This window comes from Aminobacter sp. SR38 (genome assembly GCF_014843375.1).
GTDB lineage: Bacteria > Pseudomonadota > Alphaproteobacteria > Rhizobiales > Rhizobiaceae > Aminobacter > Aminobacter ciceronei.
Map to the genome: position 1 here is coordinate 101,264 of NZ_CP062112.1, position 23,022 is coordinate 124,285.

Consider the following 23,022-nt stretch of genomic DNA (forward strand, 5'->3'; position numbering starts at 1 on the left):
GGCGGCATGCATATGGAAAGGCTGTTTTAGGAAGCACCGTGATGATGGTGCCTTGACTGGTCAGGGAGGGAGCTTGCGCGCGTTGACGTCGGGATGCGACTGGTCCAGAGAATTTCATCCCTTGAAAGCGCGAGCTCACATTTCTAGGGTTCTCAGGCGAATTAGGAAGGAATCTTCATGCGCTCGGTGATCGATGCCATCGGCAATACGCCTCTCATCCGGCTCAAGCGGGCCTCGGAGGAAACCGGCTGCGAGATACTCGGCAAGGCGGAGTTCATGAACCCGGGGCAATCGGTCAAGGATCGCGCCGGCCTGTTCATCATCCGCGACGCCGAAAAACGCGGGCTGCTGCGGCCCGGCGGTGTCATCGTCGAAGGCACGGCCGGCAATACCGGCATCGGCCTGACCGTCGTTGCCAAGGCGCTCGGCTACCGCACTGTGATCGTCATTCCCGACACGCAGAGCCAGGAAAAGAAGGATGCGCTTCGCCTGCTCGGTGCCGAGCTGATCGAGGTTCCGGCCGTTCCCTACAAGAACCCGAACAACTACGTGAAGGTTTCCGGTCGCCTGGCCGAGCAACTGGCGAAAACCGAGCCGAACGGCGCCATCTGGGCCAATCAGTTCGATAACGTCGCCAATCGAGAAGGCCATATCCGCACCACGGCCGAGGAGATCTGGCACCAGACCGGCGGCAAGGTCGACGGTTTCGTTTCGGCTGTCGGCACCGGCGGCACACTTGCCGGCGTTGCGATGGGGCTCAAGGCAAAGAACGCTGCGGTGAAGATCGCCATCGCCGATCCCCTGGGTGCTGCGCTCTACAGCTACTACACCTCGGGCGAATTGAAAGCCGAAGGCAGTTCGATCACCGAAGGCATCGGCCAGGGCCGGATCACCGCCAATCTGGAAGATTTTACACCGGATTTTTCGTACCAGATCCCCGATGAGGAAGCATTGCCGATCGTCTTCGGGCTGATCCAGGAAGAGGGTATCTGCGTTGGCGGCTCGACCGGCATCAACATTGCCGGCGCGATCCGGCTGGCAAGACAGCTCGGCCCTGGGCACACCATCGTGACGGTCCTTGCCGATTTCGGCACGCGCTACCAGTCCAAGCTGTTCAACCCTGATTTCCTGCGTAGCAAGAGCCTGCCTGTGCCCGATTGGATGGAGACCGAGCCCAGCATTTCGGTGCCGTTCGAGCAGGTGGCGTGATGGCATTTTCGACCGAGGCGGTGTTTCGCGAGGATTCTTATCTCCGCGAGACCGAGGCCAGTGTCGTCGGCGTCAATGAGCGCGGCGGCATTATCCTCGACCGGACGATCTTCTATGCGACCTCGGGCGGCCAGCCCGGCGACACCGGCATCCTGGTGCGCGAGGACGGCAGCCGGATCGCTGTGGCGGCCACGATCACGGGTGAAAGCAAGGACGAGATCATCCATGTGCCCGCTCTGGAACAGGGAGTACCCGAGGTTGGCGAGCGGTTGAGGCTGGCGATCGACTGGCCGCGGCGGCTTCTGTTGATGCGCATGCACGCGGCCTGCCATCTGTTGACTGTGGTCTGTCCGTACCCGATCACCGGAGCGTCGGTCAGCGAGGAGGATTCGCGCGTCGATTTCGACATCCCCGACGCCGGCTTCACGAGGGAAGATGTGACCGCCAGGTTGATGGAGCTCGTCCGCGCCAACCATCCGATCTACACCAGCTGGATTTCCGACGCCGAGCTTGCCGCCAATCCGACGTTGGTGAAGTCCAAGAATGTGCGCCCGCCATCCGGCACCGGCAAGATCAGGCTCGTCTGCATCGGCGACAATGCCTCGGTCGACAGCCAGCCCTGCGGCGGAACCCATGTCGCCAGCACTGCCGAAATCGGCGAGATCCATATCGGCAAGATCGAAAAGAAGGGGCGGGAAAACCGCCGCTTCCGCATCCGCTTCGGCGCGATGCCTGCCAATTGAACCTGGAGACGTTGCCATGAGTGACAAGAGCGCCTTCGTCATCGATGCGGACTGGCTGGAAATGCGGCTAGGTACGCCCGGCCTGTCGATCGTCGACGCTTCCTGGTACATGCCGGCGCAGAAACGCGACCCGCGCGCCGAATATGACGCCGCCCACATCCCGGGTGCGGTGTTCTTCGACCAGGACCTGATCGTCGATCCGGATTCTGCACTGCCGCACACGCTGCCGTCACCCTCTCTGTTTGCACGTTTCGCAGGCTCGATGGGGATTTCGGCGGACGACACCATCGTCATCTATGACGGCCCGGGGTTCCAGACGGCACCGCGGGTCTGGTGGATGTTCCGGATCATGGGCGTGTTCCAGGTCTACATTCTCGACGGTGGCTTCGACCGCTGGAAGGCGGCTGGTAGACCGGTGACCGCCGAGCCGACTAAGACCGCGCCCGGCGTGTTCCACGTCGACTATGACGCTTCGAAGGTCGTTTCGCTGGCCGAGATGCGCAAGATCGTCGACACGGGCAGTGCCCAGATCGCCGACGCGCGTTCTGCCGGACGCTTCGAGGGCACCGATCCAGAACCGCGTCCTGGCCTGCGCTCCGGCCACATGCCGGGTGCGCACAGCGTGCCGTCGGTGACGTTGTCGGAGAATGGCGAGCTTCTGCCGCTCGACCGGCTGAAGGCAACGCTCGAGGCGGCGGGGCTCGATCTCACGAAGCCTGTCGTCACCTCCTGTGGTTCGGGCGTTACCGCTGCCGTCATCACGCTTGCGCTTCAGTCGCTCGGGCACGGCGACGTCAGGCTTTACGATGGTTCCTGGACCGAATGGGGCGGCATGTCCGACACGCCTGTCGTGACGGGGAAAGCATGAGCATGGCCGTCGACCGCAGCGAGAACATCGAGGTGACGGTCACCTTTCTGGAAATGCACACGCCACCTGTTTACACGCCGCCGCTGCCGGTCAATCGCCAGATCGCGCTTCTGAGGACGCGTGACATTCCGCTGCACTACTACCGCTATCTCGCCGACCGCGTCGGCCGCAAATGGCATTGGGTCAACAGCCTGAGGCTCAATGACGAAGAACTTGCCGCCGGTCTGCATCGCGAGGACCGCGACATCAGGGTGCTTTATCTCGATGGCGCGCCGGCGGGCTTCATGGACATCAAGCCGCATCTGCCCGAAGAGGTTGAACTCGCCTATTTCGGCATGATGGAACACGCCACCGGGCAGGGTATCGGCCGCTGGTTCCTGGGGGCTGCGATCGCAGCGGCGTGGACCTACAGGCCGCACAAGGTGACGGTTCAGACCTGCACCCTCGACCATCCCGCGGCCTTGCCGCTCTACCAGAAGATGGGTTTTTCGCCGGTTGCTCAGAAAACCGAAACGGTTCGCACCATGAGCTTTGCCGAACGTTCGGCAAGCGTGATGCGGCCGTAATGGCGCACAACCCAGCCTGAACCGCCCGTTCATCGCTGCTTCATGTCGGTTCTGGCATTTTTCCACGCAACAAATATGCAAGGAGAATGAGGATGTTGAACCGCCGTACGCTTGCCGCAGCGCTGATCGCCGTGCTTGCCGCGCCTTCGCTCGCTGCCGCGCAGGCGACGACGCCTTCGGCGTCGCAGATCGAGCGCCAGCTTCAGGCCGCACCGACAATGAAGCTCAGGCCCAACCAGCGCGTCACCGTTCGTGAATTCAAGCGCCGGCCCGACCTGCGCCGCATGGCGCCGTCGATCGACATCCAGTCGATCAATTTCGCCTTCGGCTCGGCCGAGGTGCCTTATTCGCAATATGGCAAGGTCGAGAACATCGCCAACGCTCTGGACCGCATCCTGCGCCGCGACCCGGATGCGCGTGTGCTGATCGAAGGCCATACCGATGCCGTCGGCTCGTTTTCGTCGAACCAGGCCTTGTCGGAGCGCCGCGCCGCCGCGCTGAAGCAGACCCTTGTGCGCGAGTTCGGCATCCCTCGCTATGCGCTGGAAACCGTGGGTTATGGCGAGGAGTTCCTGCTGGTGCCGACCCAGAACGAGAACTGGCGCAACCGCCGCGTCACGCTGCGCCGCTACGACGCGTTCATCCGCTAGCATCGAGCGATTTTCAGCGCCAACAAGCCCGGCTTGCGAGAGCCGGGCTTTATTTGCGTCCCCCAATGTAGTATACAGTATACCAAATTGGAGGCAAAAGATGACGATCAGAGTGGTGATGGCCGGTGCCACCGGCTGGGTTGGCAAGGCGCTTGTCCCGGCAATAGAGGGGCAAGGCGACATGCGGCTTGTCGGCGCAGTCGCACGCAGGGCTGCCGGCCACGACGTTGGCGTGGCGACAGGTGGTCAGCCAAGCGGCCAGAGGATCAGTGCCACGCTTGCCGAGGCCCTGGCCGCGCCCTGTGATGTCGTCGTCGACTACACCAAGCCGGTTGCCGTGCGCGACCATGCCATGCTCGCCATTTCGCGCGGCTGCCATGTCGTCATCGGCACATCAGGACTGAGGGCTGCTGATTACCGCGAGATCAACGCGGCGGCCCGCGCCAACAACGTCGGTGTCGTTGCCGCCGGCAACTATTCGATCACCGCGACCCTGATGAAGAAGTTTGCGCTGATGGCGGCGCAATATGTGCCCGACGTCGAAATCATCGACTATGCCAGCGCAAGAAAGGCCGACGCCCCCTCTGGCACCGCGCTCGAGCTGGCCGAGACGCTGTCCGAGATTCGCGGTGCGCCGACGGCCTTGCCGACCTCGGAAGTTTACGGGCATCCGGAAGCCCGTGGCGCCAAGCTGGGCGAGGGTACGGCGGTGCAGGTCCATTCACTGCGCCTGCCATCCTATCAGCTGTCCTGCGAAGCCGTTTTCGGTCTGCCTGAGGAGCGACTGACCATTCGCCACGATGCCGGCACCTCGGCAGTGCCTTACGTCGCCGGCACCCTGCTTGCCGTTCGTCGGGTGCGCGAATTCACCGGCCTGGTCAGGGTGCTCGACGCGCTGATGGACGAAACGCTGTCTGTTTAGGAAACAGGTGGTGCAGGAAATCGGGTGGGCGCATGCCTGCGCTCGCCATAGCTTGCGACAATCGATCAACGAGGATTGTCGTTATGAGCATCATTTTCCATGGCCTGCCCACAGAGGCGGTGCGGGCACTCCAGCAGGGCGGGCCTGACGCCTATGGCATGACACCGGAGCGCAGGGTCTCCGATGGCGACGGCGTGCCGTGCCGCCATTGCCTGACCAATGTCGGTGCCGGCGAGGGTTATCTCATTCTTGCCTACAGGCCGTTTCCGGCAGTTCAGCCTTATGCCGAAACCGGGCCGATCTTTCTGCATGCCGATGAATGCCCGCGCGCGCCAGAAGCGGCAGAATTGCCTGAACTGTTCACCCGAACCAAGGACTACATCCTGCGCGGTTACAGCGCCGACGATCGTATCGTCTATGGCACGGGGGCGGTGACGCCGACGCCCGAAATCCGTGAGCGCGCCGAAATGCTGCTCCAGCGACCCGAAGTGGCCTACGTGCACATGCGCTCGGCAAAGAACAATTGCTACCAGTGCCGGATCGAACTGGACCAAGAAGGCAAATCAAACGGCGTTGCTATCTAACTGAACCGCAAACAAAAAACCCGCCGCATCGCTGCGGCGGGTTGGGGCCGTTTGCCTGAAACGGTCTCAGTTGAACTTGTACTTCGCACCGACGCGGACGGTGTGGAAGGCGGGAACCGTTTCCCACATGCCGCCGCTGTCGTAGTCCTGGCCTTCAAACTTCGAGTAGCGATACTCGAGGTTGACGGACATGTTGTTGGTCACAGCCGTTTCGAGACCGCCACCGACCGAGAAGCCGCCGACGCTCCAGTCCCTGCTCTCCGAGAGGCCGCCGAAGCTGACTTCTTCCTTCACATGCTGCCAGCTGTAGCCGCCCAGCACATAGGCAAGCGTCGACTCGTTCAGCTTGGCACCGACACGGGCCAGAATGTCGAAACCATAATCTGCCTTGCCTTCGTACTTGGGGCCGCCAAGAGCCGACATGTCGAACAGCTGCGTGGTCATTCCGGAGTAACGACCGTCGACCATGATGCCGACGACCCAGTTGCCGTTCAGTTCGTGGTCGTAACCGACGCTCAGCTCGCCGAAGGCGCCTTCGCCGCCGATGCCATTGAACGAGGCCGCACCGCCGCCAAGGTTGATCTCATCGGTAATGGCGCCCGCGCCGAGCGCGCCGCCGACGTAAAAGCCGGTCCAGCTATAGGCGGGCGCTGCAAAGGACGTGCCGCCGCCATTCTGACCGCCGAAGCGGTAGTTGGCGCCGACATGGAACGTGTGGGTGGTCGGTGCGACGTTGAGCAGGCCGGTGCCGCCCAGGTCGACGACGGTGTCATTGCCATAGTTGGCGTAGCGATATTCGGACTTGAGGGTCCAGTTGCCGCTGACCACTGTTTCGAGGCCGACGCCGAGCACATAGCCGCTTCGGCTTTCGTCGAACTCGAAAGGCGTGCCGACGATCGTGCCGTCGAGCTTGAACTGCTGCCAGCTGTATCCGCCGAGGACATAGCCGAGCGTCGTCGGCGTCAGAAGATAGCCTGCGCGAGCTGCGACATCGAAGCCGTAGGTGTTGTTGAGTGTTGCGTCGGCAAAGCCGCCGGCAGCCTCGAGCGAAAGGCCGATATTGCCGAAATGGCCATCGGCAAATGCGCCGAGCAGGAACCGGTCCGACACCATGTAGTCATAGCCGACGGTCACTTCGCCAAAGACGCCGCCGCCACCGAGGTCAGGCAGGCCCATGGTTTCCGGACCGTTCGGATTTGCAATTTCCAGGCCGTGCTTGACCGCACCGACGCCACCACCGAAGCCGACATAGAGACCGCTCCAGTTGAAGCCTGCCGCTGGCGCTTCCGCGACTGAATCAGCCGCAAGGGCTGCCGAGTTGATCGCAACAGCCGACACAGCGCCAAGCAACAGCGCCTGCAAAGTCTTGCCAAATTTCATAATTTACTACCCCAACCTCACCCAATGTCGCCTTGCTAGCACGCCTAGGTTGCTTACGGTGCAACTAAAATGTCACACTCGCAGGCAATTTAGCTTCCCGGCATGAACGTCTGGACCACGAAATATCCTCAAGCACCAATGGCTTGGCGGCAAATCCTGCTGCTCTTCAGCGGAATCTGCCGACGTGCCATCGCAACTGCCCCGATTGCCCGGGGGGGAAGCATTTCGAAGGTCTTGCCCACGCCCAATGTCGCAACCCCATGCAGTCATGGCACGCCTGCGTTGCGTTTGATGCAGCTAAGATGTCACGGGTGGGCAAATCCGTGCCGAAGCGCAAACTATTTTTGGTAGTATCTTGCCGAAGCCGAGCCGGCGAGGGATCGACAGACAAGAAAATGCCCGCCGCATCGCTGCGGCGGGCGCTTGATCGCAACTCCAAAGAGAATCAGGCGGCCAGTGCCGACTTTGCTTCCGTCATCTCATAGCCGAGCGCTTCGGCGACCGCGCGATTGGTGATCCGACCGCGGTGGACATTGAGGCCGTTGCGTAGGTGGGGTTCGTCGGCGAGGGCCTTGAGGCCGCGGTCGGCGAGCGCCAGGCCGTAGTGCAGCGTTGCGTTGTTGAGCGCATGCGCCGAGGTGACCGGCACAGCACCCGGCATGTTGGCGACGCAATAGTGGATGATGCCATCGACTTCGTAGGTCGGGTCGGCATGGGTGGTGGCGTGCGAAGTCTCGAAGCAGCCGCCCTGGTCGATGGCGACATCAACGAGCACCGCACCCTTCTTCATGCCCGACAGCATTTCACGGCTGACCAGCTTGGGCGCGGCAGCGCCGGGGATAAGCACAGCGCCGATGATGAGATCTGCCGAGAAACACTCTTCCTCGAGCGCCTCGACTGTCGAGTAGCGCGTGTGTACACGGCCGGCGAACAGGTCGTCGAGCTGCCGAAGGCGCGGGATCGAGCGGTCGATGATGCTGACGTCGGCGCCGAGCCCGGCGGCCATGCGCGCCGCATGCAGGCCGACGACGCCGCCGCCGATGACTGCGACCTTGCCAGGCAGCACACCCGGCACACCGCCGAGCAAAACGCCACGGCCGCCATGGGCCTTCTGTAGCGCGGTGGCCCCCGCCTGGATCGCCAGGCGACCGGCAACTTCGGACATCGGCGCCAGCAGCGGCAGGCCGCCGCGATCGTCGGTCACCGTCTCATAGGCGACGGCAGTCACGCCAGAGGCGACGAGCCCCTTTGTCTGTTCGGGATCGGGCGCAAGATGCAGGTAGGTATAGAGAATCTGGCCGTCTCGCAGTTGCGCCCATTCCTTGGGCTGCGGCTCCTTGACTTTCACGATCATGTCGGAGCGGGTGAACACCTCCTCGGCGGTCTTGGCGATCTGGGCGCCGGCCGCGCGGTAGGCATTGTCGTCGGCGCCGATGCCTGAGCCGGCGCCGGTCTCGACCAGAACCTCGTGGCCGTGGGCGACATATTCGCGAACCGAACCGGGCGTCAGCCCGACACGGTACTCATGATTCTTGATTTCCTTGGGACAACCTACGCGCATCTTCCTGCTCCTCCGCAGCCATTTTGGCCTTCTCTCCCGATGACGAAGTCAATCACGAATCGTTCCGAATATGTTTGCGAAAACGGTTGCGCTACCATGGGTTGTTCGGTAATTTTTGCGCATATCCTCTGGATTATCGAAGGAAATTCGAAGAATGCCGTTGGACAGGATCGATATCGCCATTCTGGACGCGCTGCAGAAGGATGGGCGGATGCCCAATGCGGCATTGGCCGAAAAGATCGGGCTGTCGCAATCGGCCTGCTCGCGCCGGCTCGACAACCTGGAGAAATCGGGCATCATCAGCGGCTACCACGCCCGGCTTTCGAATGTCGCGCTGGGTCACCAGATGACCGTCATCGTGCATATCTCGCTGTCGGGCCAGTTCGAGAAGACGCTTTCGGACTTCGAGGTCGCGGTGAAGCGCTGCCCCAACGTCCTGTCCTGCCATCTCATGTCGGGCGAATACGACTACATCCTGCGCATTGCCGCCCGTGATCTGCCCGACTACGAGCGCATCCACAAGGAATGGCTGTCGGCGATGCCGCACGTCACCAAGATCAATTCATCCTTCGCCCTGCGCGAGATCGTCGACCGCACCGTGATGGGGATCAGGCCTGACCTGGTCTGACGCAGGAACAAAACAGCCTGCGATCGCCAGCATCGCGCTGGACCAATCCATTCCCCGAGTAATGTCGCGAGGCTGTCACACGAGTCGGCTGGACTCGCGTGAATTTTGGCGCGACATTTGATCTTTGGGACGCCGGCTAAATACTGTCAGTTCATTTCCTGGAGAATGAAAATGTCCAACGTGAATCAACCTGTTTCTCGTCGTTCTTTCCTGGCGGGATCGGCTGCAGCGGGTGCACTTGTGATGCTCCATCCCTTTTCGGCACGCGCCCAGGCAAATCAGGCGCATCTCCGCATCATGGAAACCACCGACCTGCATGTCCACGTGTTTCCCTATGACTACTATGCCGACAAGCCGAACGACACGATGGGCGTTGCCCGCACCGCTTCGATCATCGACGCCATCCGCGCTGAAGCCGCCAACTCGATCCTGGTCGACAATGGCGATTTCCTGCAGGGCAACCCGATGGGCGACTACATGGCTTATCAGCGCGGCATGAAGGATGGCGACGTCCATCCGATCATCAAGGCGATGAACACGCTGGGCTATGATTGCTCGACGCTGGGCAACCACGAGTTCAACTACGGCCTCGACTACATGTTCAAGGTGCTCGCCGGCGCGAACTTCCCGGTCGTCTGCTCCAACCTGACAAAGGGCGCGCTCGCCGCAGACGCGACCAAGGACGAGTTGTTCCTCAAGCCCTATGTGATCCTCGACAGGAAGGTGAAAGATGGCTCGGGTGCAGAGCATCCGATCCGCATCGGCCTGATCGGCTTCGTGCCGCCCCAGGTGATGACCTGGGATTCGCGCCATTTGCACGGCAAGGCGATGACCCGCGACATCGTCAAGGCAGCCCAGGCCTGGGTGCCCGAGATCCGCGAGCAGGGCGCCGACATCGTCATCGCGCTCTCGCACTCCGGCATGGGCACGCCGCAGGCAGCCGAAAATCTCGAAAACGCCTCCATCCTGCTGGCCGGCGTCGATGGCATAGATGCGATCGTCACCGGCCACAGCCATCTCGATTTCCCTGGACCAAAATTCGACAAGGTCGAGGGGCTCGATAACGCCAAGGGCACGATCAATGGCAAGCCGGGCGTGATGGGCGGCTTCTGGGGCTCGCATCTTGGCCTGATCGACCTTTTGCTGGAACGCGACGGCAACAGTTGGAAGGTGGTCAGCTCGACCAGCGAGGCGCGTCCGATCTCCAAGCGTGTCGACAAGAAGGTGGTGCCGACGGTCGAGAGCAAGGCCGCGGTCGAGGCTGCCGCGAAGGAGGAGCATGAGGCGACACTCGCCTATGTGCGCACGCCCGTCGGCAAGACGTCGGCGCCGCTCTATTCCTATTTCGCCCTGGTTGCCGACGATCCTTCGGTCCAGATCGTGAGCCAGGCGCAGATCTGGTACATCAAGGACATGCTCAAGGACACCGAGCACAAGGACCTGCCGGTGCTCTCGGCCGCGGCACCCTTCAAGTCGGGCGGACGTGGCGGGCCGGATTATTACACCGATGTCCCGGCCGGCGCCGTCGCGATCAAGAACGTCGCCGACCTTTACCTCTATCCCAACACGGTGCAGGCGGTTGCGGTGACCGGCGCCCAAGTCAAGGAGTGGCTGGAGATGTCGGCCGGCATCTTCAACAGGATCGAGCCTGGCAAGGCCGACCAGGTGCTGATCAATCCAGACTTCCCGTCCTACAATTTCGACGTCATTGACGGCGTGACCTACAGAATCGACCTGGCGCAGCCGCCGAAGTACGATCCGAAGGGTGTGGTCCTGGATGCGAACTCCAATCGCATCGTCGATCTGATGTTCGAGGGCAAGCCGATCGATCCCGCAGCGAAATTCGTTGTGGCGTCGAACAACTATCGCGCCGGCGGCGGCGGCAACTTCCCCGAGATCAACGCGTCGAAGCTTGTCTTCGAGGCACCCGACACCAACCGCGACGTGATCGTGCGCTACATCGTCGACCAGGGCACGATCAATCCGTCTGCCGACTCCAACTGGTCGTTCGCGCCGGTTGCGGGGGCCTCGGTAATCTTCGAGACCGGCCCCAAGGCCAAGGACCACATATCAGAGGTCAAGGCGGTCAAGATCGAGCCGGCGGGCGAAGGTGCCGAAGGTTTTGCCAAGTACCGCATCACGCTCTGAGATCAGGAACCTGATTGGGGAGGGCGGCTGGAGCAATCCGGCCGCCCTTTCATCTGCGCAAAGGTTGGTCAGTTGCTCCGGCGTTTGAGTGCCGGCATGACCAGCTCGAGTGCGTCGGTCGAAATGCCGCCCGAATAGCCGGCTGGTAGCGTTTCGATGATGGCGGGGTCGTCGATGCCATCGGAGAAGCCGCCGCCGTGATAAGGGCCGAACAGGTAGACGTTGGTGCCGGCACTTTCCATCCGGTCGAGGAAGCGGTCCGGCCAGCCCCACAGCCACGGTGCAAAGTTGATCGGTACGCCAAGCGTCGTGCCGCGGCAGTCTTCCGGCACGTAGCCGCTCCAGCCGAGCCCCGCGTAGCGCAGCAGGCAGCGGGTCAGCGACTTTTTGCTGAGGGTCCGCATGTCGGGCAGGGCGGCCTTGACCGCCTGCAACGGCCTGTCGCCACCAACGATGGCCAGGGCGGCCTGGCGTTCCCTGGGCAGGGCCGACAGGAAGGCCGCCAATGCCTCACCCTCCTTGGCGTCGTTGCTTTTGACGTTGATGTGGAAGCGCCGATCGGGGAACCGCTCCATCACTTCGTCGAGCGATGGCATCAGGCCGACACCCTGGCCACGAAAGGGATACGTCTTGCCACCGTCTGCGGTGTAGCCATAGCCGACATCGAGCTTCTTGAGATCTGCCATCGAATGGCTGCGCGTCTCGCCGTTGCCTTCGGTGCGGCAATCTACGGTCCAGTCGTGGAAGACCGCGAACTTGCCGTCGGTGGTGGGGTGCACGTCGAGTTCCAGCACGTCGGCGCCACGCCTGAAGGCTGCGTCCATCGAACGTACGGTGTTTTCGAGATAGTCGTGCCGAGGCGGAAGCATGCGCTCGGCAGTGCAGGTGTCGTTGGTCAGTCCGGTACGATCATATTCCTGCGCCAGCCCGCGATGGGCCAGCACCACGGGCTTTCCGGCGGCTCGGTCCGAGAGCAGCGACGTGTTGTTGAGATAGACGGCTCCAGCGGCCGTAACGACCAGAAGCAAGATAATATTGCGCTTGCGCATGCCAGGTTGTCCCTCCGTTGCCCCGACCGAGACAATGATACAGAGGAGCGAGCAGGCATTTTCACGGCGGAAATGCGCAAATTGAAGACTATTTCAAGAATTCATCGGGAGTTGCGGCCTTGGATGTGCCGAGATCGAAGATTACAAGCAGGAAGAATGTCGCTGATTCTTGCGCAGGTCAGGCCTAGTCAAATCGAGACGGGGGCGGGGGCGAAGAGCACCGGTCTCCGCCCCTTGTCCTGTTCAGCTTAACGCGCCTAGGCCTTGTAGACCACTTGCCTGACGTCGATATACTCGGCGCGGAAGCCTGCCTCGCAATAATGGAGATAAAACTCCCAGAGCTTCTTGAAGCGATCGTCGAAGCCGAGCGGCACGATGCGCTCCCAGGACGACCAGAAGCGGGTGCGCCATTCGGCGAGGGTACGGGCATAATCCTGCGGAAAGACGCGCTCGCGCAGATAGTCGAGGCCGTGCTCGGTGCCGAGCGACTTGAGCAGCGTCGGCGTCGGCAGCATGCCGCCGGGAAAGACGTAGCGCTGGATGAAATCCGGCCGCTTCCGGTACACGGGATAGGCCGCCTCATTGATGGTGATGATCTGCAGGCCCGCCGTGCCGCCCGAGGGCAGGCACTGCTTCATCTTGGCAAAGAAGGCCGGCCAGTATTTTTCGCCGACGGCCTCGAACATCTCGATCGATGCGATGCGGTCGTAGCGGCCGGTCTCGTCGCGATAATCCTGCAGCTTGAGCTCGACCTTGTCGGCAAGCCCGGCATTGTGGATGCGCTTCTGGGCAAAGTCGAACTGCTCGCGGCTGATCGTGAGCCCGGTCACCTTGCAGCCGATCTCGCGCGCCGCAAACTCGGCGAAGCCGCCCCAGCCGCAGCCGATCTCCAGCACATGGTCATTCGGGCCGATACCGGTGTCGCGCGCCAGCGCCCGGTACTTTTCGGTCTGCGCGCCGGCAAGATCATTGGCGCCGGTGGCAAAAAGCCCCGACGAGTATGTCATGCTCGGGTCGAGCCACTGGCTGTAAAAGGCGTTGCCGAGGTCGTAGTGCGCGGAAATGTTCTTCTTCGAGCCGGTGCGGGTGTTGTCGTTCAACCAGTGACGAATGCGCTGGATGGTGGTCAGCAGCCAGTTGGCGCCGCCGGCGACACCTTCGCCGGCTTCGCTGTTGATCACGAACAGCTCTAGGAAGCTGGTGACGTCGGGGCTGTCCCAGTCGCCGTCGATGTAGGATTCCGCGACCCCGATCGTGCCGCCGCTGAAGGCGCGCGATGGCAGCTTCCAATTGTGCAGGACAATCTCCGCCTCGGGTCCGGGTGCCTTGCCGCCGACCAGGATGCTGCGTCCGTCAGGCATCTTCACCTTGAGCGAACCGCGCGGCAGGTGCAGTGCTGCAGACAGCGTCATGCGCACGCGCGCCGGCAAACCTCTGGCAAAGTCCGCGACATTGCCCTCGTGAAGCTTTGTCACGCCCTGATTCGTGAAACCGTCCGAGTTCCGCTGGGCCATCTCGACGTCCCAATGTTGCTGCCCGGTTCGGCGTGTCGGGCGCGTTGCTCCAAGCCAGTGCACCGCTCACTCATCTGATCGGGGACGCGCCGCCGGACGCATCTCCGGTCAGCTCGCGATCGACTTGGCGTGGACCCGCCAAGACTTCTGCGCGCTGCGGTGAATCTGTCGTGATCTTCACCGTCAAAATCTCCAACTTCAAGTGACATCTGGCAAGCGCTGATATGCCAGAGGGGAGCCCTCCGGGATTGCCCTGATGCAATCCCGTGCAGCGTCGATTTCCTTTGTTATTAGAGCGCGCTAATGCTCTAAGGTGAGCCGACGGCGCATATCGTTTCCCAGGCTGCTGCGCCGCTCAGGGGAGGACATCAAATTCGCTACGTCATCGCGATCATGTGCGTCGCCTTGTTCCTGATCTGGGACATGCTCTACAACCATGGCGACGCGACCGCCAAAGCCGTGCGCGAAGTGCATCGCATCGTCAGGATGGTCACGGACTGACGGATCTGCTGCCCGATCTCTGCTGCTGCCTTTTGCCCGATTGACGCGGGCCGAAAGCCGACCCAAAAGGCGCCAGCGAAAGCAGCAGAAGGAGTCGCGGCTTGATCCGGCACATCGTGTTTTTCAGTGCGCGGCAGAAACAGGACGTCGAGATGATCCGCGAGGAATTGTCGGCGCTTGGCAGCATTCCGCACTCGACGGTCTTCGAAGTGACGGTCAACACCAAGGTCGACTGGTATTCCGACGAGATCGACATCGTCGTCTATGCCGAGTTTGCCGACCAGGCAGCGCTGGACGCGTACAAGGCAGATCCGATCTATGACCGGACGACGCAGCGCGTGCGTCCGATGCGCGAACTGCGTTTTTCGGCGGACGTGGTCGCCGCATAAAAGCCGCGCAACAAAAAACGCGCTCCGGGAAGCCCGAAGCGCGTAACTGAAGCTCGGGAAATTATGCCTTTTTGGCGCGGCCGCGTGTCTTGGCAGGTGCGGCCGCTGCCTTCGAGGACGCGGCAGCTGCCTTTCGTCCGAGGCCCAGCGACCTTGCGAGCTGAGAGCGCGCGGCGGCATAGTTCGGCGCGACCATCGGATAATCGGCCGGCAGGCCCCACTTGGCGCGATATTCTTCGGGTGTCAGCCCGAAATGAACCGAGAGATGGCGCTTGAGCGACTTGAACTTCTTTCCGTCCTCCAGGCAGACGATGTAGTCGGGGTGAACCGAGCGCTTCGGGTTCACCGCCGGCTGCTGGGCTTCGACAGGTTCTTCGGCGGGCTGATCGAGCGACAGGATCGAGGCGTTGATGCTGGCGATCAACTCTGGCAGGCCAGTTGCAGGAACCTTGTTGTTCTCTACATAGGCGCTGACGATATGGGCAGTCAGTCCTAGGATGTCGATCTTGCTATCACTCGTCATCGGCCGTCTCTCCGGGCAGTATTAAAAGCAAAATATGAGTCTAACCATTTGCTGAGCCGTATATCGGTGCAAATGGTGTCGGACGGCAAGCAAAATAATCTCACAAATTGAAGACCCCGGCCAGCGAATGCTGGCCGGGGTCTTTAATGTCGGAAAAATCGAAGATTAGAAAAAGCCCTTGCGCTGCCACCAGCCGCCTTTTTTCGGCTTGGCTTCGCCAGCGGCAGCTTCTTCGGTCTCGACGACCGAGGTGACGACAGGCGTCGCAGGCGCGATTGCAGCCGCGGCAGGGGGTTCAGTGCTGCGGGCTTCGGAGACGACCTCATCCTCGGCTGGGGCTGCGGCAGCCTTGCGACGTGGCGCACGCGGCTTTGCCGCCTTCTTTCCGGGCTTCGTTTCAGCTTCCGGCGCTGCAGCCTCGGCAACGACTTCGGCGGCGGGCGCTTCAGCGGCTGCTGCTTCGGCCTCAGCCTTCTTGGCCTTTGCCGAGCGGCGCGGCGCCTTCTTCGGCTTGGCTTCGATGACGGCCTCCGGCTCTTCAGCGGCAACCTCGACCACCGCCACTTCCGCCGTCACGACTTCGCTGGCAACGGTTTCGGCAGCGGCGCCTTCGTCGCCTGCGACCTGTTCGCTGCCTTCCGCCGACTGCTCGTCGTCTTCCTTGCGGTTACGCTTACCGCCACGCTTGCCGCGACGGCGCTTCTTGGCGGCGGCATCTTCGGCAGCGGTTGCGTCGACAGCGGCGATTTCACCGGCTTCCTCGGACACAACGGCTTCAGCGGCGACGTCCTCTTCGCCATCTTCGGCTTCGTTGGCCTCGCCAGCGACGACGGCACCTTCCTGAGGAGCGCCATGCTCGCGGTCACGGTCGCGGCCGCCACGGCGACGCCGGCGCTTGCGCCGCTTGCGGTCGTGCTGCTCGCCGCCTTCGGCCGCAGCCGGCTGCGGCGCGCGGGCGGGCTGCGCCTCGACGACGACGGTCTCTGCTTCCTCTTCGACGATCTCGTCTTCGATTTCCTCTGGCTCTTCATAGGCCGGAGCTGCGACGGGCAGGGCGAAGTTTGCCGGCTTCTCGGCAATGGCACCGCGGAAGATGGCGTGGTTCTGCGAACCGACGCTGTCATCGGCCTCGAGTGTGACCGTCACACCGAAGCGGTTTTCGAGATCGACCAGCGTCGAGCGCTTGTGGTTCAGCACGTAGAGCGCGGTCGCAACCGGCGTCTTGACCGTGATGTGGCTGCGCGAGTCCTTGAGCAGGAACTCTTCGATCGCGCGCACAACCTGGAGTGCCACCGACGAGTCCGAACGGACATGACCGGTTCCGCCGCAATGCGGGCAGGGCTTCATCGTCGATTCCAGCACGCTGGCGCGGATGCGCTGGCGCGACATCTCCATCAGGCCGAAATGCGAGATGCGGCCGACCTGGATGCGGGCGCGGTCGTTCTTCAGGCAGTCCTTGAGCTTCTTTTCGACCGCACGGTTGTTGCGGTTCTCCTCCATGTCGATGAAGTCGATAACGATCAGGCCGGCGAGATCGCGCAGCCTGAGCTGGCGCGCGACTTCCTCGGCGGCTTCAAGGTTGGTGTGAAGGGCGGTTTCCTCGATCGAGTGCTCCTTGGTGGAGCGCCCGGAGTTGACGTCGATGGCAACCAGCGCTTCGGTCTGGTTGATGATGATGTAGCCGCCCGACTTCAGCGTCACCTGCGGCTGGACCATACGTTCGAGCTGCGATTCGATGCCGCTGCGTACGAAGATCGGCGTGATGTCGCGGTAAGGCTGGACGACCTTGGCATGGCTGGGCATCAGCATGCGCATGAAGTCCTTGGCCTCTCGATAGCCGTCTTCGCCGGCGACCAGAACCTCGTCGATGTCCTTGTTGTAGAGGTCGCGCACCGATCGCTTGATCAGGCTGCCCTCCTCATAGACCAGTGCCGGGGCCGTCGACTGCAGCGTCAGGCTGCGGACGTTCTCCCACAGGCGCATCAGGTACTCGTAGTCGCGCTTGATCTCGGCTTTGGTGCGGCTTTCACCTGCGGTGCGCAGGATGACGCCCATGCCCTTCGGCACTTCGAGATCGGCAACGACCTCCTTCAGACGCTTGCGGTCCTGGGCGTTGGTGATCTTGCGCGAAATGCCGCCGCCGCGTGCCGTGTTGGGCATCAGCACCGAGTAGCGGCCGGCGAGCGACAGGTAGGTCGTGAGAGCAGCGCCCTTGTTGCCGCGCTCTTCCTTGACCACCTGGACCAGCAGGATCTGGCGGCGCTTGATGACTTCCTGGATCTTGTAGTGGCGGCGAACCGGCTTGCGGCGGTTGCGCACCTCTTCGAGTGCGTCTTCGGCGCCGACCGATTCGATCTCGTGATCGTCGTGATGGGTCGAATGCACTTCCTCGATCACGCCGCCGTTTTCGTTTTCGGTGACCGTCGGCTCAGGTGCCCGCTCGGACACGACGTCGGCATCGACCGATGCGGCGATCGACGTCGGTTCGCGCTCGTCGGAACCGCCATTGCCTTCATCGTTGGACGTCTCTGTGGCGTGCTCGTCACCATTGGCGTCCGAAGCATCGCTTGCGGCGATGGAATCGCCATCGTCCTCGGAAGACGCGCTGTCGTCGTCGCCCGAACCCTCCGGCTTGTTCTCGTCGTTGCGGTCACGGTTCTTGCCGCCGCGGCGCCTGCGGCGGCCACGGTTACGATCCTGGCTCTTGCTCTCGTCGCCGTCGTTGTTTTCGTCGTCCTCGTCCTCGGCTTCTTCCGCCTCGGCGCGCAGCAGCGCCTGCCGATCGGCAACCGGGATCTGGTAATAGTCGGGATGGATTTCGCTGAAGGCGAGGAAGCCGTGACGGTTTCCGCCATACTCGACAAAGGCAGCCTGGAGAGACGGCTCAACCCGCGTTACGCGGGCGAGGTAGATGTTTCCTTTGAGCTGCTTCTTGTCCTGTGATTCGAAATCAAATTCTTCAATACGGTTACCGCGAACTACGACAACCCGTGTTTCCTCCGGGTGGGAGGCGTCTATCAGCATCTTGTTGGGCATTATTTGTCCTCCCGGCAGCCGTCAGCTGCGGCCTGCGGGAACTCGTCCGCCGCCGTGGGGTCGCTGAAATGGGGGTGCCGGATGATTTTGCGCCCGCCGGTCGCAGCCAAAACGCCATGGCGGTGCCGCCCGCTGCCGTGATGGCGCGGTTACCTGCGGACCAGTCCATGATTGCGTCTGTGGCCAATGCGTGACCTTGCGGAACCTTGTTTCAAATCGAAGCCCGGGAATCCGGACCAGCTACTTTGCTCTTACAGAGCCGGCGCGGAACGGTGCCCGGGCCGTTTTTCCAACGCAGTCGCTACCCCGCCACGGGCCGCGCCTGCGAATCTCGTCGCGATCACTGAAACTGTCTCTGTTGCGAGCCGGGCCATCGCTCGTCGCGTGGTTCCCTAGCGGAAGGCGCTGGGGGCGCGGGCCCTGGATTGCAGTGATCCAATGTCGCTTTTATGATTTGGCGAGACTGAGCGCAACCCTGATTTCCGATGCCGGCAAAGGCGGATGCGGCGACGTCGGGGGGAGCATTCCGACAAAGACTCGGTTAACCTTCTCTGGTTACCACTCGTTAATCGAGGGGCCGCCTGTTCGGCCTGCGAATGGTAACGGCGTGCAATGACTGCACGCCTGCTTTTGGAGCGGCAAGACTGAGATGGGGCCTGCGGCATTGACTGGCAAGAGCTTCCCGTTCGGGGGCACTCAGCCCGGCGGCGCGGTTCGCCGCACCGTGTTCGCGGCTTTGGCGTTCCTCACCATCTTTGCCGGCATCTTTTGCCAGCCGGTAATCGCCGCCGACACGATCAGGACGCTCGACTACAAGATGGCGGGTGACGCGACTCATATGCGCATCGTCATGAATTTCGACAAGGAACCCGAACCGAAGTGGTTCTTGCTGCGTAGCCCGCATCGACTTGTCGTTGATCTTCCTGGTGCGACGCTCGCGATCGACGCCAGGGACTTGAAGCCGCGCGGTCTCATCAAAAGCGTGCGTTATGGCGCCGCGGGCGAGGGCGCCTCGCGGTTGATCGTGACCTCGAAGGGGCCGTTCAACGTCGAGAAGGTCGACATTCTCAAGAATGAAGACGGATCGGGTTATCGCCTGGTTGCCGACATCGCCGCCGCCTCGGAGCGCGAGTTCGATGCCGCGCTGGCCATCCAGGCTGAAACGACAGGTTCGACGACACCCAAGACCGACAGGCTCGGCAAGATCGCGCATCGCGGCGACCGCCCGTTCACCATCGTGCTCGATCCTGGCCACGGCGGCATCGACGGTGGCGCCGAAGGCCTGAATGGCACTGTCGAGAAGACGGTCACGCTCGCCTTCGCCAAGGAGCTGCAGGCCAAGCTCGCCGCCAACAAGGCCTACAAGGTCGTCCTGACCCGCGAAGGTGACGAGTTTCTCCGCCTCGACGACCGTGTTCGCATCGCGCGTCAGCAGGAAGCCGACCTGTTCATTTCGATCCATGCCGACACGATCCGGCTCAAGGGTATCCGAGGTGCCACCGTCTACACCGTCTCGGACAAGGCCTCCGACGCCGACGCGCAGGCACTGGCTGATCGCGAGAACCTCTCCGACCAACTGGCTGGCGTCGATGTCGCCGAAGAAGACCACGCGGTATCCGACATTCTTGTCGATCTGATCCGGCGCGAGACGCATGGCTTTTCGACGCGTTTCGCGCGCTCGTTGGTCGGTGAACTGTCGCCGACGGTCGGCATGATCAACAACCCGCATCGTTCGGCCGGCTTCCGGGTGCTGAAGGCGCCTGATGTGCCGTCGGTCCTCGTCGAGCTCGGCTATCTCTCCAATCCGCAGGACGAAGAGCAGCTGCGCAGCGCCGACTGGCGCGAGAAGGCCGCGACGAGCATTTCCAAGGCGGTGGCAGCCTTTGTTGCCGAGCGCGGCGCAACCGGCGGCTGAGTCGACTTGCCTGGCATGCTTGCTGGCATTGCCGGCAAGCGGCGGAACGGGCATTTCTAGTGTTTTCGGCCAGAATATTTGGTGCTTGCGGGCTGTTGCCGTATTTTGTCCACAACCGCGCGACATGGGTGGCCGTTAGCGGATCGGGACAGTACCTGCGGCTTGCGATGATGGCGGGTTGGTTTAGGGAATCCCCGGACCTTGTACTGGAGCGGGCATGATTCGTCTTATCGGCTATTTCTTCGGCATCGGCACGACGCTTGCGCTCGTCGTCGCAGCTGGCGTGGCGATCTATCTCGGCCAGCTGACCAAGGAGCTTCCCGACTACGAGGTGCTCGCCAAATACGAGCCGCCGGTGACGACGCGTGTCCACGCTTCGGACGGCGCGCTGATGGGCGAATTCGCGCGTGAGCGCCGGCTCTACCTGCCGATCCAGGCCGTGCCTGATCGCGTCAAGGCGGCGTTCCTGTCGGCCGAGGACAAGAACTTCTACAATCACCCCGGCATTGACGTGACCGGCCTTGGCCGCGCCGTGCTGACCAACTTCCAGAATTTCGGTTCCGGCCGCCGCCAGGTAGGCGCGTCGACCATCACCCAGCAGGTCGCCAAAAACTTCCTCCTGAGCTCGGACCAGACCTACGAGCGCAAGATCAAGGAAATGGTGCTGGCCTTCCGCATCGAGCAGGCCTACTCGAAGGACCGCATCCTCGAACTTTACGTCAACGAGATCTTCTTCGGGCTCGGTGCCTACGGCATCGCGGGTGCCGCGCTGACCTATTTCGACAAGTCGGTCAACGAGCTGACCGTCGCTGAAGCCGCCTATCTCGCCGCGCTGCCGAAGGGCCCGTCGAACTATCACCCGTTCAAATATGCCGACCGTGCCATCGAGCGCCGCAACTGGGTGGTCGACCAGATGGTCGCCAACGGCTACGTGTCGCGCGAAGAAGGCGACAAGGCCAAGGCCTCGCCGCTTGGCGTGACGCCGCGCCGGACCGGCACCTATGTCTTCGCCGGCGAATACTTCACCGAGGAAGTGCGCCGCGAGCTGATCGCGCGCTACGGCCAGGACGCGCTCTATGAAGGCGGCCTGTCTGTCCGCACCACGCTTGATCCGAAACTGCAGGCCATGGCACGCAAGGCCATGCAGTCGGGCCTGGAGAAATATGATCGCCTGCGCGGCTATCGCGGCCCGGTCAAGAGCATCGACATATCTGCTGACTGGGGCACGGCGCTCGGCGAGGTCAAGGCGCTGGACGACATTCCGGAATGGCGTCTCGCCGTGGTGCTCGACGCCACGAAGACGGGCCTCGATATCGGCTTGCAGCCCAAGCGCGAGATATCAGGCGCGCTGTCCAAGGAGCGCGAGACGAGCACCGTTTCGAAAGACGACATGAGCTTTGCCATGCGCTACGTCGCCGACGGCAAGCGCGTGAAGGCCAACTCGCCCTCCGAAGTGCTGAAGGCCGGCGACGTCATCTATGTCGAGAAGAACGAAGGCGACAGCTACGCGTTGCGCCAGGTGCCGGAGGTGTCGGGCGGCCTCGTCGCCATGGACCCGCACACCGGCCGCGTGCTCGCCATGGTCGGCGGCTTCTCCTACTCGCAGTCCGAGTTCAACCGCGCGACCCAGGCGATGCGCCAGCCAGGTTCGGCCTTCAAGCCGTTCGTCTACGCGGCAGCACTCGACAACGGTTACACGCCGGCCTCGGTGATCATGGACGGCCCGATCACCATCCAGTCGGGCAATACCAGCTGGTCGCCGAAGAACTATGACGGCAAGGCGGCTGGCCCGTCGACCCTGCGCGCCGGCATCGAGCGCTCGCGCAACCTGATGACGGTGCGCCTCGCCAATGACATGGGTATGAAGACGGTTGCCGAATACGCCGAGCGCTTCGGTGTCTACGACAAGCTGGCGCCCTATCTGCCGATGGCGCTGGGTGCGGGCGAAACCACCGTCATGCGCATGGTTTCGGCCTATGCCGTGATGGCCAATGGCGGCCGCCAGATCAAGCCGTCGCTGATCGACCGCATTCAGGACCGCTACGGCAAGACCGTGTTCAAGCATGATGAGCGCGGCTGCGAGGGATGCGTCGCCACGGAATGGGCCAATCAGCCCGAGCCGGAACTTGTCGACAATTCCGAGCAGGTGCTCGACCCGATGACCGCCTACCAGATCACCTCGATGCTGGAGGGCGTTGTCCTGCGTGGTACCGCAACGACGCTGCTGTCGCTCAATCGTCCGATCGCCGGCAAGACCGGAACGACCAACGACGAGAAGGACGCCTGGTTCGTCGGCTATACGCCGAACCTCGTTGTCGGCCTGTATATGGGCTATGACAAGCCGCAGGGGCTCGGCAAGGGCACCACGGGTGGCGGCCTTGCCGCGCCGGTGTTCAAGGATTTCATGACGACGGCACTCGACGGCACGCCCAAGAGCGACTTCGTCGTTCCAGCCGGCATGAAGCTGATCTCGATCGATCGCAAGACCGGCATGCAGGCAGCCGAGGGCGCGCCGGGCACCATCATGGAGGCCTTCAAGCCGGGCACCGGACCTGCCGACAGCTACTGGGTCATCGGCATGGGCGAGGACGGCACCAATGGCTACGGCGAAGCGCTGTCGCCGCAGGCCAGCAAGGCCATCAGCGAAGGCGGCGGCGGCCTCTATTAGGGCACCGATCGGCCGGCATCAGCTGGCACATCGAAGGGAACCGACAAATGCGCGTGGCTTGGCCGCGCGCATTTTGTTTGTAGCCTCGCTTGATAATATCCAAATAGTTATATATCCTTTTAGTTATAGAATGCTGTTCGAGCCTGACGTCATGCGGGAACGCGAGCG

At 62.4% G+C, this 23,022-nt stretch carries 18 protein-coding genes; 12 read left to right on the forward strand and 6 right to left on the reverse strand.

The genetic code is table 11. From position 1 onward, the window contains the following. The first annotated feature begins 177 nt into the window (after positions 1-177). The 7 genes from IG197_RS00500 to IG197_RS00530 all read left to right on the forward strand — a co-directional run bounded on the left by IG197_RS00500 (position 178) and on the right by IG197_RS00530 (position 5,542). On the forward strand, positions 178-1,209 hold the full coding sequence (locus IG197_RS00500; protein ID WP_192316316.1) for a cysteine synthase A: 1,032 nt from the start codon (positions 178-180) through the stop codon (positions 1,207-1,209). After that, positions 1,209-1,952, forward strand: a complete 744-nt coding sequence (locus tag IG197_RS00505; protein ID WP_192316318.1) for an alanyl-tRNA editing protein — start codon at positions 1,209-1,211, stop codon at positions 1,950-1,952. The genes IG197_RS00500 and IG197_RS00505 overlap by 1 nt, the downstream gene beginning before the upstream one ends. Before the next feature lie 16 nt (positions 1,953-1,968). Further along, positions 1,969-2,820, forward strand: coding sequence for a 3-mercaptopyruvate sulfurtransferase (gene sseA / locus IG197_RS00510; RefSeq protein WP_067961799.1), 852 nt, complete (start codon positions 1,969-1,971; stop codon positions 2,818-2,820). A gap of 2 nt (positions 2,821-2,822) precedes the next feature. Then, positions 2,823-3,386 carry a GNAT family N-acetyltransferase gene (locus IG197_RS00515; protein ID WP_067961801.1) on the forward strand — a complete coding sequence of 188 codons (564 nt, stop codon included), beginning with the start codon at positions 2,823-2,825 and terminating at the stop codon, positions 3,384-3,386. A 92-nt stretch (positions 3,387-3,478) separates the two neighbouring features. Next, the gene (locus tag IG197_RS00520; RefSeq protein WP_192316320.1) at positions 3,479-4,036 is read left to right on the forward strand and encodes an OmpA family protein; all 558 of its coding nucleotides are present in this window, start codon (positions 3,479-3,481) and stop codon (positions 4,034-4,036) included. Positions 4,037-4,136: 100 nt separating this feature from the next. After that, a complete protein-coding gene (gene dapB / locus IG197_RS00525; RefSeq protein ID WP_067961805.1) occupies positions 4,137-4,958 on the forward strand; it encodes a 4-hydroxy-tetrahydrodipicolinate reductase in 822 nt (273 codons plus the stop codon). 83 nt (positions 4,959-5,041) lie between these two features. Further along, entirely contained in the window at positions 5,042-5,542 is a 501-nt protein-coding gene (locus tag IG197_RS00530; RefSeq protein ID WP_154384177.1) for a DUF1203 domain-containing protein, read from the forward strand. 66 nt (positions 5,543-5,608) lie between these two features. Here IG197_RS00530 and IG197_RS00535 read toward each other — a convergent pair whose 3' ends face one another. Next, positions 5,609-6,922, reverse strand: a complete 1,314-nt coding sequence (locus tag IG197_RS00535; RefSeq protein ID WP_192316321.1) for an outer membrane protein — start codon at positions 6,920-6,922, stop codon at positions 5,609-5,611. A gap of 445 nt (positions 6,923-7,367) precedes the next feature. After that, positions 7,368-8,483 (reverse strand): alanine dehydrogenase, encoded by a 1,116-nt coding sequence (ald, locus tag IG197_RS00540; RefSeq protein ID WP_067961809.1) that lies wholly within the window; start codon positions 8,481-8,483, stop codon positions 7,368-7,370. 154 nt (positions 8,484-8,637) lie between these two features. On the opposite strand from ald, the gene IG197_RS00545 reads away from it, so the two are divergent. Beyond that, the gene (locus tag IG197_RS00545) at positions 8,638-9,111 is read left to right on the forward strand and encodes an Lrp/AsnC family transcriptional regulator (RefSeq protein WP_192316323.1); all 474 of its coding nucleotides are present in this window, start codon (positions 8,638-8,640) and stop codon (positions 9,109-9,111) included. Positions 9,112-9,282: 171 nt separating this feature from the next. After that, positions 9,283-11,259 carry a bifunctional 2',3'-cyclic-nucleotide 2'-phosphodiesterase/3'-nucleotidase gene (locus IG197_RS00550; RefSeq protein WP_192316325.1) on the forward strand — a complete coding sequence of 659 codons (1,977 nt, stop codon included), beginning with the start codon at positions 9,283-9,285 and terminating at the stop codon, positions 11,257-11,259. 68 nt (positions 11,260-11,327) lie between these two features. Here the strand turns inward: IG197_RS00550 and IG197_RS00555 are convergent, their stop codons facing one another. Then, positions 11,328-12,308: a glycerophosphodiester phosphodiesterase family protein gene (locus IG197_RS00555; RefSeq protein ID WP_192316327.1), complete on the reverse strand. Its 981-nt coding sequence runs from the start codon at positions 12,306-12,308 to the stop codon at positions 11,328-11,330. A gap of 257 nt (positions 12,309-12,565) precedes the next feature. Then, positions 12,566-13,822 carry a cyclopropane-fatty-acyl-phospholipid synthase family protein gene (locus tag IG197_RS00560; protein ID WP_067961817.1) on the reverse strand — a complete coding sequence of 419 codons (1,257 nt, stop codon included), beginning with the start codon at positions 13,820-13,822 and terminating at the stop codon, positions 12,566-12,568. A gap of 602 nt (positions 13,823-14,424) precedes the next feature. Between IG197_RS00560 and IG197_RS00565 the strand changes: the two genes are divergently transcribed. Then, the gene (locus IG197_RS00565) at positions 14,425-14,712 is read left to right on the forward strand and encodes a Dabb family protein (RefSeq protein ID WP_154384181.1); all 288 of its coding nucleotides are present in this window, start codon (positions 14,425-14,427) and stop codon (positions 14,710-14,712) included. Between the two features lie 61 nt (positions 14,713-14,773). Here IG197_RS00565 and IG197_RS00570 read toward each other — a convergent pair whose 3' ends face one another. Then, entirely contained in the window at positions 14,774-15,235 is a 462-nt protein-coding gene (locus IG197_RS00570; RefSeq protein WP_067961820.1) for a MucR family transcriptional regulator, read from the reverse strand. 165 nt (positions 15,236-15,400) lie between these two features. Next, positions 15,401-18,271, reverse strand: coding sequence for a ribonuclease E/G (locus tag IG197_RS00575; RefSeq protein WP_192316328.1), 2,871 nt, complete (start codon positions 18,269-18,271; stop codon positions 15,401-15,403). Positions 18,272-18,920: 649 nt separating this feature from the next. Here IG197_RS00575 and IG197_RS00580 point away from each other — a divergent pair. Further along, positions 18,921-20,186: an N-acetylmuramoyl-L-alanine amidase gene (locus tag IG197_RS00580; protein ID WP_067961822.1), complete on the forward strand. Its 1,266-nt coding sequence runs from the start codon at positions 18,921-18,923 to the stop codon at positions 20,184-20,186. A 217-nt stretch (positions 20,187-20,403) separates the two neighbouring features. Then, positions 20,404-22,854, forward strand: coding sequence for a penicillin-binding protein 1A (locus tag IG197_RS00585; protein WP_067961823.1), 2,451 nt, complete (start codon positions 20,404-20,406; stop codon positions 22,852-22,854). Positions 22,855-23,022: the final 168 nt, after the last annotated feature.